The 16,607-nt window shown below is 38.6% G+C and carries 21 protein-coding genes; 15 read left to right on the forward strand and 6 right to left on the reverse strand.

Annotated elements, in window-relative coordinates:
• Positions 1-31 precede the first annotated feature (31 nt).
• From I6F65_RS17010 to I6F65_RS17040, 7 genes are all read left to right on the forward strand, one after another.
• Entirely contained in the window at positions 32-646 is a 615-nt protein-coding gene (locus I6F65_RS17010; RefSeq protein ID WP_197114093.1) for a YigZ family protein, read from the forward strand.
• Between the two features lie 96 nt (positions 647-742).
• Positions 743-2,194 carry a TrkH family potassium uptake protein gene (locus tag I6F65_RS17015; RefSeq protein ID WP_024609618.1) on the forward strand — a complete coding sequence of 484 codons (1,452 nt, stop codon included), beginning with the start codon at positions 743-745 and terminating at the stop codon, positions 2,192-2,194.
• A gap of 40 nt (positions 2,195-2,234) precedes the next feature.
• Entirely contained in the window at positions 2,235-2,897 is a 663-nt protein-coding gene (locus tag I6F65_RS17020) for a flagellar brake protein (protein WP_024609619.1), read from the forward strand.
• A gap of 461 nt (positions 2,898-3,358) precedes the next feature.
• On the forward strand, positions 3,359-3,571 hold the full coding sequence (locus I6F65_RS17025; RefSeq protein ID WP_024609620.1) for an EF-hand domain-containing protein: 213 nt from the start codon (positions 3,359-3,361) through the stop codon (positions 3,569-3,571).
• 56 nt (positions 3,572-3,627) lie between these two features.
• A complete protein-coding gene (locus I6F65_RS17030; protein WP_024609621.1) occupies positions 3,628-3,840 on the forward strand; it encodes an EF-hand domain-containing protein in 213 nt (70 codons plus the stop codon).
• Between the two features lie 148 nt (positions 3,841-3,988).
• Positions 3,989-4,201 (forward strand): calmodulin, encoded by a 213-nt coding sequence (locus I6F65_RS17035; RefSeq protein ID WP_024609622.1) that lies wholly within the window; start codon positions 3,989-3,991, stop codon positions 4,199-4,201.
• 79 nt (positions 4,202-4,280) lie between these two features.
• The gene (locus tag I6F65_RS17040) at positions 4,281-4,496 is read left to right on the forward strand and encodes an EF-hand domain-containing protein (RefSeq protein WP_024609623.1); all 216 of its coding nucleotides are present in this window, start codon (positions 4,281-4,283) and stop codon (positions 4,494-4,496) included.
• A 65-nt stretch (positions 4,497-4,561) separates the two neighbouring features.
• Here I6F65_RS17040 and trkA read toward each other — a convergent pair whose 3' ends face one another.
• From trkA to def, 4 genes are all read right to left on the reverse strand, one after another.
• Positions 4,562-5,938 (reverse strand): Trk system potassium transporter TrkA, encoded by a 1,377-nt coding sequence (gene trkA / locus I6F65_RS17045; protein WP_024609624.1) that lies wholly within the window; start codon positions 5,936-5,938, stop codon positions 4,562-4,564.
• Positions 5,939-6,025: 87 nt separating this feature from the next.
• On the reverse strand, positions 6,026-7,321 hold the full coding sequence (rsmB, locus tag I6F65_RS17050) for a 16S rRNA (cytosine(967)-C(5))-methyltransferase RsmB (RefSeq protein ID WP_024609625.1): 1,296 nt from the start codon (positions 7,319-7,321) through the stop codon (positions 6,026-6,028).
• Positions 7,314-8,267 carry a methionyl-tRNA formyltransferase gene (fmt, locus tag I6F65_RS17055; RefSeq protein WP_197114095.1) on the reverse strand — a complete coding sequence of 318 codons (954 nt, stop codon included), beginning with the start codon at positions 8,265-8,267 and terminating at the stop codon, positions 7,314-7,316. The genes rsmB and fmt overlap by 8 nt, the downstream gene beginning before the upstream one ends.
• Positions 8,268-8,288: 21 nt before the next feature.
• Complete coding sequence (gene def, locus I6F65_RS17060) at positions 8,289-8,795, reverse strand: peptide deformylase (protein ID WP_197114097.1); 507 nt, start codon at positions 8,793-8,795, stop codon at positions 8,289-8,291.
• Positions 8,796-8,913: 118 nt separating this feature from the next.
• On the opposite strand from def, the gene I6F65_RS17065 reads away from it, so the two are divergent.
• The 6 genes from I6F65_RS17065 to hemF all read left to right on the forward strand — a co-directional run bounded on the left by I6F65_RS17065 (position 8,914) and on the right by hemF (position 13,864).
• Entirely contained in the window at positions 8,914-10,035 is a 1,122-nt protein-coding gene (locus I6F65_RS17065; protein WP_024609628.1) for a LysM peptidoglycan-binding domain-containing protein, read from the forward strand.
• A gap of 31 nt (positions 10,036-10,066) precedes the next feature.
• Positions 10,067-11,158, forward strand: coding sequence for a DNA-processing protein DprA (gene dprA, locus I6F65_RS17070; RefSeq protein ID WP_024609629.1), 1,092 nt, complete (start codon positions 10,067-10,069; stop codon positions 11,156-11,158).
• A gap of 1 nt (position 11,159) precedes the next feature.
• Entirely contained in the window at positions 11,160-11,633 is a 474-nt protein-coding gene (locus I6F65_RS17075; RefSeq protein WP_024609630.1) for a DUF494 family protein, read from the forward strand.
• A gap of 114 nt (positions 11,634-11,747) precedes the next feature.
• Positions 11,748-12,323 carry a type I DNA topoisomerase gene (locus I6F65_RS17080; RefSeq protein WP_197114099.1) on the forward strand — a complete coding sequence of 192 codons (576 nt, stop codon included), beginning with the start codon at positions 11,748-11,750 and terminating at the stop codon, positions 12,321-12,323.
• Between the two features lie 25 nt (positions 12,324-12,348).
• Positions 12,349-12,912, forward strand: coding sequence for an L-threonylcarbamoyladenylate synthase (locus tag I6F65_RS17085; RefSeq protein ID WP_024609632.1), 564 nt, complete (start codon positions 12,349-12,351; stop codon positions 12,910-12,912).
• 1 nt (position 12,913) lies between these two features.
• The gene (gene hemF / locus I6F65_RS17090) at positions 12,914-13,864 is read left to right on the forward strand and encodes an oxygen-dependent coproporphyrinogen oxidase (RefSeq protein ID WP_024609633.1); all 951 of its coding nucleotides are present in this window, start codon (positions 12,914-12,916) and stop codon (positions 13,862-13,864) included.
• 63 nt (positions 13,865-13,927) lie between these two features.
• On the opposite strand, the gene I6F65_RS17095 is transcribed toward hemF, so the two are convergent.
• The gene (locus tag I6F65_RS17095; RefSeq protein WP_004335148.1) at positions 13,928-14,365 is read right to left on the reverse strand and encodes a group II truncated hemoglobin; all 438 of its coding nucleotides are present in this window, start codon (positions 14,363-14,365) and stop codon (positions 13,928-13,930) included.
• Between the two features lie 53 nt (positions 14,366-14,418).
• On the opposite strand from I6F65_RS17095, the gene aroE reads away from it, so the two are divergent.
• A complete protein-coding gene (gene aroE / locus I6F65_RS17100) occupies positions 14,419-15,243 on the forward strand; it encodes a shikimate dehydrogenase (protein ID WP_197114100.1) in 825 nt (274 codons plus the stop codon).
• Entirely contained in the window at positions 15,240-15,494 is a 255-nt protein-coding gene (locus tag I6F65_RS17105; protein ID WP_004335144.1) for a DUF1488 family protein, read from the forward strand. Before aroE ends, I6F65_RS17105 begins: the two co-directional genes overlap by 4 nt.
• Here the strand turns inward: I6F65_RS17105 and I6F65_RS17110 are convergent.
• Complete coding sequence (locus tag I6F65_RS17110) at positions 15,486-16,031, reverse strand: gamma carbonic anhydrase family protein (protein WP_024609635.1); 546 nt, start codon at positions 16,029-16,031, stop codon at positions 15,486-15,488. The two genes, I6F65_RS17105 and I6F65_RS17110, sit on opposite strands and share 9 nt — an antisense overlap.
• Positions 16,032-16,607 lie beyond the last annotated feature (576 nt).

Genomic DNA, 16,607 nt, shown 5'->3' on the forward strand with positions numbered 1-16,607 from the left:
TTTAGGCCCCATTTTTAATTGAGCTTTTAATATGTCTGAATATAAATATCCTGCTGCTGATGTTTTTCATCAAGAAGAAATTAAAAAAAGTACGTTTATAGTTCACATTACACATACCCCCGATTTAAATTCAGCTAAAGCATTTATTAAAAACATTGAAGAAAAGTATGGCGATGCCCGCCATAATTGCTGGGCACATGTAGCTGGTAATCCAGGTGGTAGTCATGTTTATGGTTTTTCGGATGATGGTGAGCCAAATGGCACCGCAGGAAAACCCATGTTAAATGTGCTGGTGGGTTCGGGGCTTGGTGAAATAACAGCTGTAGTTACACGTTACTTTGGCGGTATAAAACTAGGCACAGGTGGATTAGTGCGTGCCTACGGTGGCTCGTTAAATAATGCATTAGTAAATATGCAAACAGTGCTTAAAGTACCCAGTGTTGAAATTACAGGAAGTAGCGAGTACAGCATGCAAGGTGCTATTGAGCAGCTACTAAAAACCAACTATCAAGTACTTAATATTGAGAAGCAATTTACTGCTAATATTAAATGGGAGATCACTATTGATAGTCGCCAAGCACAGCAGGCAATAAAAGATATTTTTGATTTAAGTCACGGCGCAGTTGAGTTAACTATTAAAGAGTAATAACCTACACAAATTGCATGTTATGCATACTCACTCTATTTGATCTGGTTGATACAACTCAATCTGAATTTACTAATAATAAAAGCGATAAGCTAAATGCAATTTCGGACCATCATAAAAATTCTTGGGCAACTTGTTGCCTTGTTCAGTATTACCATGGTGCCCCCAGCACTGGTGTCTTTAATTTACAAAGACGGTGGCGGTGTTCCGTTTGTTTTAGCATTTATTTTTAGTGTTGTTATTGGCTTAATGGCTTATTACCCAAATCGTCATGAAAACGGGGACTTAAAAGCACGAGAAGGCTTTTTGATTGTTGTTTTGTTTTGGTTGGTACTAGGGGCGTTTGCGTCCTTACCACTTATATTTTTACAAGAACCTAATTTATCGTTAGCCGATGCGGTGTTTGAAGCATTCTCTGGCTTAACAACTACAGGCGCTACGGTGCTTACCGGTATTGAATACCTTCCTAAATCCGTGTTGTTTTATCGACAGCAATTACAGTGGTTTGGTGGCATGGGGATAATCGTACTTGCGGTAGCTATACTGCCAATGCTAGGCGTAGGTGGTATGCAGTTATATCGAGCCGAAATACCAGGGCCAGTAAAAGATTCAAAAATGACCCCGCGTATAGCCGATACAGCAAAGCATCTTTGGTACATTTATGTATCGTTAACAGTTGCATGTATGCTTGCCTATTGGGCTGCAGGAATGAACTGGTTTGATGCAATTTGTCATGCGTTTTCTACTGTGGCAATTGGTGGATTTTCTACTTACGATGCCTCTATGGGGCATTTTGATAGCCCTGTAATTAACTTTATATGTGTTTTCTTTTTGATAATTGCAGCTGTTAATTTTTCACTACACTATGCTGCGGTAGCAAGTAGAAACATACAGGTGTATATACGTGACCCAGAATTTAAGGTGTTTTTGTGTATTCAATTAGCGCTGGTGGTTATTTGCTTTACAGTGCTTTCATCAAACGAAATTTTTGCAGATGGCGACGAAACCCTCGATCAGGCATTGTTTCAAGCTGTTTCGATGAGTACTACAGCCGGCTTTGCTACCGATAACTTTTCTACTTGGCCTTTGTTTTTGCCTATCTTACTAATCTTTTCGAGTTTTATTGGCGGATGTGCGGGCTCTACTGGTGGCGGTATGAAAGTAGTACGAGTATTTTTGCTTTATTTACAAGGTGTGCGCGAGCTTAATAGGTTGGTGCATCCTCGAGCTATATATTCGATAAAACTGGGTCGAAAAGCGTTACCAGATAAAGTAGTAGAGGCTGTGTGGGGGTTTTTCTCTGCGTATGCATTAGTGTTTATTATTATTATGCTAGCGTTAATGGGTACCGGTATGGATAACATTACCGCGTTTTCTGCTACAGCAGCTTGTTTAAATAATCTTGGTCCTGGCTTGGGTGATGTTGCATCGCATTACGGAGCCGTCAGCGATGGTGCCAAATGGTTACTTACCATTGCAATGGTATTTGGGCGTTTAGAAATATTTACTTTATTAGTGCTATTTACACCAACATTTTGGCGTGGATAAACGATAGCTTAACTATAAAAATTATTATTGGGAAAGGGATATGCCAACTACAAACCTAGAAAAACTACACCAGTTAACAACTGGGGGAATGGTTGATTTAGAAATACTAACCCCAACTGACAGTAAACGTGTAAAAACGGAGTTTATAGGTTTACTTGATAATAAGTTTATTATTTTAAATTACCCAAATTCAAAACGCCTACCTGCAGCTGTTGATTATTTACGTGATGGTGTAATGGTTGTAGTCAGAGCTTTAATAGAAGGTGAAGGTGGGCAGGTTATAGCGTTTCGCCAACAGGTAATGTCGGTTGCCTCTCATCCAGCACGGCTTATTTTTATTAATTTTCCTAAACAAGTGCAGCTATTTGCTCTGCGTTCACAAACACGTATACCCACCTTATTACCTGCAAAACTTAAATTAAGCGACGACCGAGTACTTAATGGAGTAATTAAAGATATTTCATTAACGGGAGTTATGTTTGACGTTAAAAGTGATAAAGAACTCGAAAATATAAAAGATATGCAGTGCACTGTAATACTTAACAGCAGTGATAAAAACTTTGAAGGTGAGGTATGTAGCGTTAAAGAGCATACTACCGGAGCACGTTGTGGCATTAAGCTATTAGCAAGTGAAGGTGAGATGCAAACTTTTATGAAAGAGCATTTTATCGACCCTTCAGCACTAGAGTCGACAACGGAATAAATTACTTTCGCTTCTTTGCAACAAAAAGTGATTTTCAATTGATTTTTAATCAATATTTTTTATTTTCATTAAAAATTAATTGTTTTTCCTTTTAAAACAAGGCTTTGATTTTTATTTTAAATGCCATATTTTGTTTTTTAACAAAACACTTGGCTAAATTTCAACTCAATTCTTCTAAAAAAGAATCCTCTTAATAATTTCTTATCAAAATTGTATCTTTTCGCGTAAACATAACTGATTGTTTTTATTCGCTTTAATTTTGTGTCTGTAAAGTGTGTTGCTATAAAGCAACAAAAATCACCTAGTATTTATCCATATTTAGTTTATTTAACCTCTAATACTTTGAAAAGTAATGGTTTTTAAAAGCTGGCATTTAAGTTGTATTAGTCTAGTTGTACTGAACGAAAACGTGATTTAAAGAAAGCATTTAATCGCACACATAAATTTGAAGGATACATATTATGAAAAGCATTAATAAAACTTTAGCACTTATCGCATTAGCATCTTCATCAGCAGCTTTTGCGGCTACAGACTTCGATACATTAGATGTAGATGGCAATGGTGCAATTAGCCAAGCTGAAGCATCTGTAGATGCAAAATTAATGAGCATATTCTCTGAGCTCGATACTGACGAAAATGGTGAGTTATCAAAAGAAGAGTTTTCACAAGCATAAGCTTAAAACACTGAGGCGCACAGCCCCACATATTTAAAAATTGAAGGATACATACTATGAAAACACTAAATAAAGCGTTAGCACTTATCGCACTAGCATCTTCTTCAGCGGCTTTTGCAGCAACCGATTTCGATACTTTTGATATTGATGGTAATGGCGGTATTAGCCTTAGTGAAGCATCAATAAATTCAGATTTAATGAGCATGTTTACAGAGCTCGACACTGATCAAAATGGTGAGTTGTCACAAGAAGAATTTTCAAAAGCTTAATTTAAACTGTTCATTCCTGAATTGCCAAAGACAATCTAAGTAGGCAAGGAGCTTACAAAAAAGGATAGCAAGGAAGTGTGAATCACTTTGTAAATTATAAGCCAATTTTTTTGATAGACAATTAAATGAAATATTGAAGGATTAAGTTATGAAACATTTAAATAAAGCATTAGCACTTATCGCATTAGCATCTTCTTCAGCTGCCTTTGCAGCATCCGACTTTGATAGTCTAGATACAGACGCCAGCGGCACAATTAGCCCTAGCGAAGCTGCGGTAGATACCGATTTAATGGCTGAGTTTATAGAGCTTGATACAGATGGCAGTGGTGAGCTTTCTAAAGAAGAATTTGCCAACTATTAATTATTTTTTCACAGTCAATTTTTATTGCTTCCATAGCAAAGCATTTTGTAAACCGACTTTACTTATTTAGGAAATTATTATGAAAACATTAAATACAACACTTGCAGTTTTAGTTCTAGCGTCTTCATCAGCAGCCTATGCGGCAGTCGATTTTTCATCTTTTGACGCCGATGGTGATGGTGCTATCACAATGGAAGAAGCAAAGGTTAATCCTCAGCTTGTAAAGATTTTTGATGATTTAGATACTGATGGTAATGGTGAGATTTCTAAAGAAGAATTTTCAAAAGTGCAGTAATTAAATACTGGTAATACTCCACTAAAGCCGCCTTAGTCAGCGGCTTTTTTGTGCGTAAAATAAAGCTATAAAAATATAGCACTTACTTGGAATAGCTTTTCTACTACGTTAATGTGCTTTTTATCGATTAAGAACATAATAACGTGATCCCCCGACATAATTATAGTGTCGTCGTGAGCAATGAGTACATCGTCATTACGTACTATTGCCCCAATAGTTGTACCTGCTGGCAGTTTTATATCTGCAATTGCGCGACCAACCACTTTTGATGTGTTTTCATCGCCATGAGCAACAGCTTCAATTGCTTCTGCTGCGCCTTTACGCAGTGAATATACATTCACAATATCACCACGACGTACGTGTGTTAGTAATGCTGAAATAGTTGCTTGTTGTGGTGATATAGCAATATCTATTTCACCACCTTGTACTAAATCAACATAAGCACCACGCTGGATAAGCACCATAGTTTTTTGCGCGCCCATACGCTTTGCAAGCATGGCCGACATAATATTAGCTTCATCGTCGTTGGTTACAGCAATAAATACATCGACTTGTTCTATATGCTCTTCTGAAAGTAGCTCTTGATCAGATGCATCGCCACAAAACACAACAGTGTTATCGAGCATTTCTGATAGTTGCTCTGCACGCTCTTTACTGCGTTCAATTAATTTAACCGTGTGGTTTTTTTCAAGTGAACGAGCAAGACCCGCACCAATGTTACCGCCACCAGCAATCATAATTTTCTTGTATGAACGCTCTAGTTTTTGCAGCTCGTTCATTACCGCGCGAATATGTTTGGTAGCAGCAATAAAAAATACTTCGTCATCAGCTTCAATGACCGTAGTACCCAGCGGCTTAATCGCTTTACCTTGGCGATAAATGGCTGCAACACGAGTTTCTACATTAGGAATGTGCTCTTTAAGTGCTGATAACGCATAGCCTACAAGTAAACCGCCATAATATGCTTTTACTGCAACTAACGAGAGCATACCATCGGCAAATTGTAGTACTTGCAATGCGCCAGGGTAGTCAATTAAACGACGAATATATTTAGTAACGAGTGCTTCGGGAGCAATGTAATGGTCGATAGGTAAATCATCGTTTTGAAATAGTTTTTCACGGTACTTTAAATATTGCTCTGAGCGAATTCGAGCAATTTTAGTGGGTGTATTAAAAATACTATACGCCACTTGGCAAGCAACCATATTTACTTCATCTGAACTGGTCACGGCTATAATCATATCGGCATCTTCTGCACCGGCACGACGTAACACGTCAGGGTGGGCACTGTGTCCCATTACCCCTTGTAAATCGTACTTATCTTGAAGCTCACGTAAACGATTACCATCTATATCAACAACCGTTATTTCGTTTTGTTCGCCCACTAAATTTTCAGCGAGTGTGGCGCCAACTTGCCCAGCACCGAGTATGATTATTTTCATTATTTACCAGTATTATAATTACCAATTTAATTAAAATATTAGCCACTTAATTTATGATAAATGGCTAATGATTCAGTGTTATCGATATTAGATTTTTTTAACCAACTTAGCGTAATAAAATCCGTCACTTTCACCTGGTAATAACTGTAATCCTGGCGTTGTAACGGTGTCTTTATCATGAAGTGGAATATGATCTACGTCATCGTTATTAGCTAAAAACTTAGCAACTTGTTGTTGGTTTTCTTGTGGAAGTACCGAGCATGTAGCATATACCAATGTGCCGCCTGGCTTTAATAGTGGCCAAATGCTATTGAGTATATCGCCCTGAAGAGCGGCTAAATCTACAATATCTGATGCGCGACGAAGCCATTTTATATCTGGATGACGGCGAATTACACCAGTAGCCGAACAAGGCACGTCTAATAAAATACGATCAAATTGTTTATCGTCCCACCATGTGTGTGGTTGTGACGCATCACCACATTGTAAGTCAGCGCCAAGACCAATACGGGTTAAGTTTTGTTTAACACGCTCTAGTCGGGTTGAATCGCTGTCGAGAGCAAGTACTTCTGCATCAGCTAGCTCTAAAATATGACATGTTTTACCGCCAGGTGCTGCGCAGGCATCTAAAATATAGTCATCATCTTTTGGCTCTAAAAAGCGAGCTGCCAACTGTGCTGCAGCGTCTTGTACTGAACACGCACCTGTATCAAACTCAGGCAGTGAAAATACATCGCGTGGTTTGGCAAGCTTAATCCCATCTATAAAGTCAGGGTTTACGGTGTGCTCAATATCATTAGCGCTAAGTATATCGCTGTATTCTTGAGTGCTAAATTGTGATTGATTTACACGTAACCACATAGGTGCTTGATGTTGGTTTTCTGCAAGTATTTCTTCCCAGCTATCAGGGTAGGCTTCTTTAACTTGCTTAATAAACCAATTTGGGTGGTTATATAAACACACCGGAATTAGTTTTGCCTTTTCTTCAAGTTCAACTTGTTGGCGCTGAAAACTACGTAATATAGCGTTAATAAGACCTTTTAAGCCTAAAGCTCGTAGTTGAGCAAGTGCATTTACCGTTTCTGAAATTGCTGCATGTGGCGGTACGCGCATATGTTGTAGTTGATAAATACCAACATACAGTAAAAATTGAAATATTCTGCGTTTACCTTTAAGTGGATCTTCCACTAAATGTTGGCAGTAATTTTCAAGGCTAGGTAAGTAGCGTAAAACGCCATAGCAAATTTGCTGTAGCAGCGCTTTATCTTTAGGCGGCAAGCCTTGGCTTGCAAATGGGAGTTCTTGATTAAGCGATGCGCCTTTATCAACTACGTTATATAAAGTTTCAGCGGCAAGCGCTCGTACATTTTGAACATTACTCATTATTTTCGCCTAATATTGTGCCAGGAGTTACCCAGTCACTACGACCATTTAAAAAGTCGTTAATTGCCATTGGTTTTTTACCTTGCGGTTGTAATTGTGTAATACATAAAGCGTGTTCGCCACACGCGACTATTACACCGTTTTTGTCGCTTAATAAAATTTGCCCAGGATTACCTGATTGCAAGATAACTTGCGCTTGATAAATCTTTACTGTTTGTCCACCCATTTGGGTAAAGCACACTGGCCATGGATTAAAAGAGCGAATGTTTCGCTCAATTTGTACCGCGCTCATTGACCAGTCAATATTCGCTTCTTCTTTAGAAAGCTTTTTAGCGTAATTAGCGAGTTCATCATTTTGTGGCTCAGGAGTGATTTCACCATTCGCTAATTTGTTAATGGTTTCAATCAATGCACTTGGGCCTAGCTCTGCAAGTTTTGTATATAAACTTGCGCTGGTTTCTATCGTGCTAATAGGACAGCGGCTAATATGTAGCATATCGCCGGTATCTAGCCCTTCATCCATTTGCATTATTGTTACGCCAGTTTGTTCGTCACCAGCCCAAATCGCGCGTTGAATTGGTGCCGCTCCGCGCCAGCGCGGTAAAATAGATCCGTGAACATTTAAACAGCCCATTCTTGGTGCGTCTAAAATTGCTTTAGGTAAAATTAAGCCATAGGCCACAACAATCATAATATCGGCATTTAGGCTGTTAAGCTCATTTAATGCGTCTTGAGCTTTTAATGATGGTGGCTGAAAAACAGGTAAGTTATGCTCAAGCGCTAGCTCTTTAACTTCACTGGCTTTTAATTTTTTACCTCGACCAGCAGGGCGGTCAGGTTGGCTATAAACACCTACTATTTGATGTTCACTTTCAATTAGCTTTTGTAAATGACGTGCGGCAAAGTCCGGCGTACCGGCAAATATAATGCGTAATGGTTGAGTCACTGAGTTTTCCTAAGGTGCTTATTACTGTTCTGCAAACTTGGCTTCTTTTTCAAGCTTTTTACGAATACGTTGGCGCTTTAATGGAGATAAGTAATCAATGAACAATTTACCTTGAAGGTGATCAAGTTCGTGTTGAATACAAATAGCTAATAATTCGTCTGCGTCTAAAACAAACTCTTCGCCGTTTTCGTTAAGTGCAGCAACGGTTACTGTTTCTGCTCGGTCTACTTTTGCATACGAGTTAGGTACTGATAAACAGCCTTCTTCGCTAATAGTAGAGCCATCTTTTTTAATAATTTGTGGGTTAATTAATACCAGGGGTTCATCGCGTTCTTCTGATACATCAATAACCACAATTCTTTGATGAATATCTACTTGCGTTGCAGCAAGTCCAATGCCATTTTCATCATACATAGTTTCCAGCATGTCTTTCACAATCTGGCGTACAGAGTCATCAATTTGTACAACATCTTGTGCTATTGTGCGTAAACGTTCATCTGGAAATCTTAAAACTTCTAACGTAGCCATAGTTACCTTTTACACTTGTGCTTAATTTAGGGTATTGTATGCTCTTATTTTAGCCATTAGCGTTCCCCTTTAACAGGTTTTGGTCAATAATAATGAAAAAACAATACAAGGAAGCCCAATGAAATCTCCATTAGTTGCAATCATGCTTGCATTAAGTGCTGCTTTTCCGGCAGTAGCTGATGTTCTTACAATAAAAAAAGACGCACCAAAACAGTATGTTGTGAAAAAAGGCGATACGCTTTGGGACATTTCTGGTATTTATTTGAATGAACCTTGGCTGTGGCCTGAGTTATGGCAAATGAATCCACAAATTGACAATCCACATCTTATTTACCCAGGTGATGCGTTAACACTCATTTATGATGCCGATGGAAATCCGCGTTTGGTGATCAATAAAGCTTATCGTAAGTTATCGCCTCAAGGTCGTATTACGCCAAAAGGTAAAAATGCGGTTACTACATTACCTCTTGAGTTAATTAAGCCTTATTTAACGTATGAGCAGATAATTAATAGCGATGAGATTGACGCTAAACCATATGTTTTAGGTGCAAACCAAAATACTAAAACACAAACTTTAGGTCATATTTTATATATTAATGGTAATTTAAAATTAAACCAAGCCTATGCTATTTACCATAAAGGCGAACCTTATACAGATCCAAACACTCAAGAAGTATTGGCTAATAGAGCCCATTATGTAGGTGTTGCGCGTATATTTAGACAAGGCGATGTAGAAAACGGAGTCCCGTCCTCTGCACGAGTTGAGTCGGTAAAGCGCGAGATTAAACAAGGTGATTTTTTATTACCACTATCAGAAGGACAAATGCTGCCAGCTTACTTTAATATGCACAGACCTGAGCAGCCAATCGAAGGAAGTGTAATTGCTTCACCGAGTCATCACCGAGAATTCAGCACAATGGACATTGTAGTGCTAAACTTAGGCTCTGATCAGCAACTAGAAGTTGGTCATGTGTTAGACATTGAGCGTCAATCGCCGAGTGTAATAGATGGGCAGCGAGGTCCTCGTTACCCTGAAGATTCGAGTCAGTTCGAGAAGTTAGTAGCTGATACGAAAGAGACATTGGGTATTGAACCAGACGTAAATAGTAAAGCATGGACTATGCCTAAAGAAAAAGTCGGCGAGTTAATTGTATTTAAAGTGTATGACAAAGTAAGTTATGCGCTAATAACTAAAAACCAGCACCCAATTCGCGTTGGAGATTTTGCAGTTATTCATTAAGTTGTAGCGAGTCGGTGCTCTAGGAGAGAGCATGGATCAATCTTATGGCAAGCTAGCCCACTGGCTTGCCTTTTATATGTGTAAAGGGTTAGGTATTAAAACCCTTTTAGCATTATCTAAAAACTATTCCCTTGAGTCATTATTTGGCTTATCTCATGATCAACTATTACAGTTAGGTCTAACCGCCAATCAGGCAACTAATTTACTCAATACTAATTGGCAGCAAGTGAGCCATTATGAGCAGTTAATTACACAAAATAATATTACCGTAGTATGTATTTTTGATGCACTTTATCCTGAAGATCTTCGACAGATTGCAAGTGCGCCTTTGTTGCTATTTTGCAGGGGAAATATTTCGTTGTTATCTACTCCACAAATTGCCATTGTAGGAAGTCGTAACGCGACACCTACGGGGCTTGAAATAGCATCAGAATTTGCATACGAGTTAACTTCAGCTGGTATTACGGTTACGTCGGGTATGGCAAGGGGGATAGATGGAGCAGCTCACAAAGGTGCACTTGCTGGTAATGGAAATACTATTGCGGTGTTAGGCACAGGGGTTGATATTTATTATCCTAAGCGCCACAAATTATTAACTGACCAAGTATTGGAGCGTGGTTTATTGGTAAGTGAGTTTCTGCCAGGTACTGCCGCTAATGCACATAACTTCCCGCGTCGTAATCGTATTATTTCGGGATTGTCGTTAGGTGTACTTATTGTTGAGGCTGAAATTAAAAGTGGCTCGCTGATAACTGTACGTTATGCACTTGAGCAAAATAAGGAGGTATTTGCTGTTCCTGGTTCTATTAAAAATCCACTGTCACAGGCTAGTCACTTTTTAATTAAACAAGGAGCTAAGTTAGTGGAAAATGTAACTGACATTCTTGATGAAGTTAGTTTTTCTTATCAAAGTGACGTATATACAAAGGATATGCCTGTTCAGGCCAAATCCCAATGCGAGATTTTAAACAGTATTGGATTTGAGGTGACCAGTGTTGACGATATCGTTCGCCGTGCTCAAATGCCAATAGATGAAGTGTTAGCTAGATTACTCGATTTAGAATTAGATGATCAAATTGAGCGTGTTTTAGATGGCTATATTAAGCTAAGCGCGGGAAGGTAATATGTTTGATATTCTTTTATATCTTTTTGAAAACTATATTCATAGCGAAGCCGATATTTTTGCAGAGCAAAATGAGCTAACTGATGAGTTATTGCGAGCAGGTTTTAATAAGCCTGAGATATTTAAAGCACTCGATTGGCTAGAGCAACTGGCTGATTTACAACACAGTGATGAGTCTCCTTACCTTATAGCTAATCCTACAAATGCAATTCGTATATTTACCGATAGCGAGTGCCAAAGGCTCAGTGCCGAGTGTCGTGGTTTTTTAATGTTTATTGAGCAAATAGGTGTTATTAACAATGTTACTCGTGAAATGGTAATGGACTGTTTAGCCTCACTAGATAAGCCAAATATTAGCTTAGGGGATTTAAAGTGGATTGTACTTATGATCTTATTTAATGTTCCAGGCTCTGAGGAGGCGTATGAGCAAATGGAAGATTTGATTTTTGATGAACCCAGCGAACTTCTTCATTAGAGATAATTATTTTAATTGCACTCAAATTACTTAAACGTATAAACACAGCATTGCTTGTATCTTTAAGTGGTTTGGGTATATTAGGCGAAAATTCACTAATATTTTAGGATCACCATGAGTAAAATCGATCATTCGCTTTTCTCGGCGAACAAGCACGCCCTCGAAAAAGAATACGAGATATGCCCACAGTGTGGTTCAGAGTTAGTGATCCGCAATAGTAAATCAGGTCCTTTTTTAGGATGCGCAAGTTACCCCGAGTGCGATTTTATTAGACCATTGGCACATCACGACAGTAACGAAATTAAAGTTCTTGAAGATTCAGCATGCCCTGAGTGTAGCAAACCGCTGGTGGTTAAAAATGGCCGCTACGGCATGTTTATTGGGTGTACGGGTTATCCGCAGTGCCATTATATTGCTAATGAAAATGAAGAAAAACAAAATGAAGAAGTATTACCGAGTTGCCCTAAATGCAAAAAAGGTAATTTAGTAGCGCGTAGTAATAAGTTTGGTAAAGTATTTTATTCTTGTGATTGTTATCCTAGTTGTAAATACACACTAAATAACAAACCAATTGAACAACCTTGCCCTGAGTGTAAATGGCCAATAGTTATCGAAAGAAAAATGGCTAATAGCACACTATTGCAATGCCCACAAAAAAGTTGCATGCATAAACTAGCCCCAACTGACTAACATTTAATTATTTCTGGAGACTATTTTGTCTGACCTTCCAAATATGCCCACTGCAATAACGTGTTTAACGCAAGGCGAAGTTATTTTATATCCAACAGAAGCAGTATTTGGTTTAGGCTGCGATCCAGATAATCAACAAGCCGTTGAAAAGCTATTAGCAATTAAGCAGCGCCCGGTTGAAAAAGGGCTTATTTTAATTGCTGATAACTACGGGCAATTATTAAAATACGTAGATGATGCAAAAATACCAATGGATAAACGAGCCGATATTTTTTCGAGTTGGCCTGCAGCAATTACATGGGTTATGCCTGCATCTAAAGACACGCCAAAATGGCTAACAGGGCAGTTTGATACTATAGCCGTAAGAGTAACAAATCATCCAACAGTAAAGCGTTTGTGCCAAGAGTTTGGTAAGCCGCTGGTATCAACTAGTGCAAACTTAACAGGACAAGAAACTGTTATTAGCATTGAGCAAGCTAAAGCACAATTTGCAGAACAAGTTGGCTTTTACGTTGATGAGCCATTAGGTGGCAATACTCAACCAAGCACAATAAAAGACGCCATGACGGGCAAAATATTTAGAGGTTAAAATGCAAAGCGAATTATTAGATCAAGTAAAAGCATACTTTATGGCTTTGCAAGACACTATTTGCCAAGGTTTGGAGGCTGCAGATGGCAGCGCTAAATTTATAGAAGATAACTGGCAGCGAGCTGAAGGCGGTGGTGGTCGCACACGCGTAACCACAAATGGTACTGTAATAGAGCAAGGCGGAGTTAATTACTCTCATGTATTTGGCGCTTCAATGCCAGGTTCTGCAACAGCACACAGACCAGAGCTTGCAGGACGTAGCTTTCATGCATGTGGTGTGTCGTTAGTTATTCACCCTAAAAACCCTCATGTACCAACAAGTCATGCCAATGTGCGCTTTTTTATAGCCGAAAAAGAAGGCGAAGAGCCAATATGGTGGTTTGGTGGAGGATTTGATCTCACCCCTTTTTACCCAGTATTAGAGGATGTACAACACTGGCATCAAGTTGCTCACGACATTTGTGCGCCATTTGGCAGCGAAGTTTATCCAAAATATAAAACATGGTGCGACGAGTACTTTTATTTAAAGCACAGAGATGAGACTCGCGGAGTAGGCGGTTTGTTCTTTGACGATTTAAACGAACTTGGTTTTGAAAAGAGCTTTGCGTTTATGCAATCGGTTGGTAATAGCTTTTTAGATGCTTATATACCTATTATTGAACGTCGTAAAAATGATGAATACACAGAGCAACAACGTGATTTTCAGCTTTATCGTCGCGGACGTTATGTCGAGTTTAATTTAGTATGGGATAGAGGCACTTTATTTGGACTACAAAGTGGCGGTCGCACAGAGTCTATATTAATGTCTATGCCACCACTTGCACGCTGGGAATATAATTATAAACCAGAGCCAAGTAGTCCAGAAGCTAACCTATATCAGTATTACTTACGCCCGCAAGAGTGGTTAACTAGTCAACCAAGTGAGCTAATAGCCAGAGAATGGCAATTATAAAAATTACACAGTAATCAAAAAGGCGCTAATTAGCGCCTTTCTGTATTTAGTTACAATACAAATTTAATGCTGATTGATCATGTGCGTTGCTAGTTGAGAAAATGATTGCTTTAAGCCTTCACGCAATAACGGATTGTCTATTTCTATATCCAGCGTTTTATTCATGCAGTACATCCATTGATCGCGCAATGCTTTATCTACAGTAAAAGGCATATGGCGTTTACGCAGCATTGGCTGACCATGTTTTTCTGTAAATAGGTTTGGCCCGCCTAACCAACCAGATAAAAATTCAAAAAATACTTGGCGAATTCGATCTAATGGCAGAGGATGCATATCATATAACGGTTTAGCGTATTCATCTGACTCCATTATGTCGTAGAATCGATTGGAAATAGCGCGCGCTCCTTTTTCTCCACCTATTATTTCGTAAGGTGTTTTTTCAGGAGTAGGAGCCTGTTGCTCGGGAGCTGGCTTAGATTTAGAAAAAAGTCGTTTAATCATATTATTTATCATCGTTAATAGGCAGTGTATAGCTGCAAAGAGGTTGCTTTAAAATGGACAAATATGCGGTTTTTGGAAATCCAATTAAACATTCAAAATCCCCCGCGATACATAAACAATTTGCTGTATCACTGGGTGAGCAAATCGACTATCGCGCAATATTAGCACCTATCGATAACTTTGAAAAAACAGTATTGTCTTTTTTTGAGCAAGGTGGTGCTGGTGCTAACGTTACAATGCCATTTAAAGAGCAAGCTTATGCAATGGCTGATGAGCTTACGCCATTAGCTAAAATTGTAGGGGCTGTTAATACATTAAAAAAACGAGATGATGGCACATTACTCGGAGATAACACCGATGGTGTAGGCTTTGTAAATGATTTACTCGCTAATAAAGTAACTATAACTAATAAACGCATTTTAATTATTGGTGCGGGCGGCGCTGCTCGAGGGGTTATTTTACCTTTGTTAGAGCATAATCCTCAGGAAATAATAATAGTTAATCGCACAGCACAAAAAGCTAAAGAACTCGCAGAGCTATTTACTCAATATGGACCGGTATCTGGCTTTGGCTTTAATGATTTACCAGTAAGTGATTACTCACTAATTATAAACTCTACATCTAGCAGTATGAATAACGAGCTGCCGGCACTTGATGAAAAACATATAACTAACTGTGAAGTAGCCTATGACATGTTTTATTCACTGCAAAACACCATTTTTATGAATTGGGTTGCACAGCATAATACTAACGCTAAGCTTTTAGATGGTAGCGGAATGTTAGTTGGTCAGGCTGCTCAAGCATATTATGTATGGCGTAATAAAATGCCAAAAATACTTCCCGTAGTGGATGCGCTTAAACAAGGGATGCTCAAATGAATCAGGCAATACAATTTATAGATAGACTGGAATTTAGAGAGCCCGATCATCAGTTAGTATTTTTTGCACAAGTTAGTGGCATGCTGGTGGAGTGTGTAATAGAAGTAAATACACTTAAATTAACAGACGAAAGCCATGCAACAGAGTATTTTGAAAAATATCGCTTTGATTACGAAGAACGTGCCGAGGAACTCATCGAAGAAGAGAGCTATAACTCGGCAGGTCAAATTGAAGTAAGTTTATTAACTTAAGTTAGCTATTTCAGCTAAGTATTCATCTTTAAGTGATACATAGTTATCGGCAGATATTTTTAAAAAGGCAAGTTCTTGCTCTGTGAGAGGGCGGGCTTGCTTAGCTGGGCTTCCTACATATAAGTAACCAGACTCTAAGCGTTTGTTAGGTGGGACCAAAGAGCCACCACCTATAATCACATCATCTTCAACAACTACGTTATCCATAATAATTGCGCCCATACCCACAAGTATACGATCTCCTAGTACACATCCATGCAGCATTACCTTATGACCAACAGTTACATCGTCACCTATAATAAGCGGATACCCATCTGGATTGCTTTTAGTAGCACGAGATAAATGTAATACACTGCCATCTTGTATATTGGAACGTTTACCAATACGTATATAGTTAACGTCACCACGAGCCGCAACTAACGGCCAAACACTACTATCACTACCTAAAGTAATATCACCGACTAATACCGATGACTCATCAACATAAACAGACGTGTTAAACGAAGGGGTAACACCTTTATAAGAACGGATTGCCATATTTATACCTATAAATAATAGTTAGATTATCAATAAGTGTAACAGTAGAATTTATTTAAGTACTACAAAAGCAAAATTTGATTATTAAACTACCACTTTCAGACACTTTAGGTTAGTTACTGACCGAACAGCACTTTATTTGAAGTTTTGTTAAAAAAGTACTTGCGTAAAAATCTGTTCTCCCTATAATGCGACCCCACTGAGACGGGAAACGCCAACGCCTAGCGAGGAGCGAACTACTCAGAGAGTTAAATAAAACTTCGGTTTTAAATCTTCCAAAAGAAAGTTTAAAACTAAGTGTTGACTCGAAAAATAAAGGGTGTATTATTCGCATCCCTTGAGACGCTAAAGCGACTCAAAACGTTCTTTAACAATATAAAGCAATCATCTGTGTGGGCACTCGTACAGATTGAGTTCTAACAGCCAACCTACTTAGGTAGCGAGGCAAACAAATTAGAGTCTCAATTGAAAACTGAGTGACCAACAGAATAGTTATTTCGGTAATTATTCGGCACAGTCAATTCAATATCGAAAGATATTAAAATAAATTCAGAATTCATTGAGCTGTCGAAAGAC

This window comes from Pseudoalteromonas sp. SWXJZ94C (assembly GCF_015864385.1).
Lineage (GTDB): Bacteria > Pseudomonadota > Gammaproteobacteria > Enterobacterales > Alteromonadaceae > Pseudoalteromonas.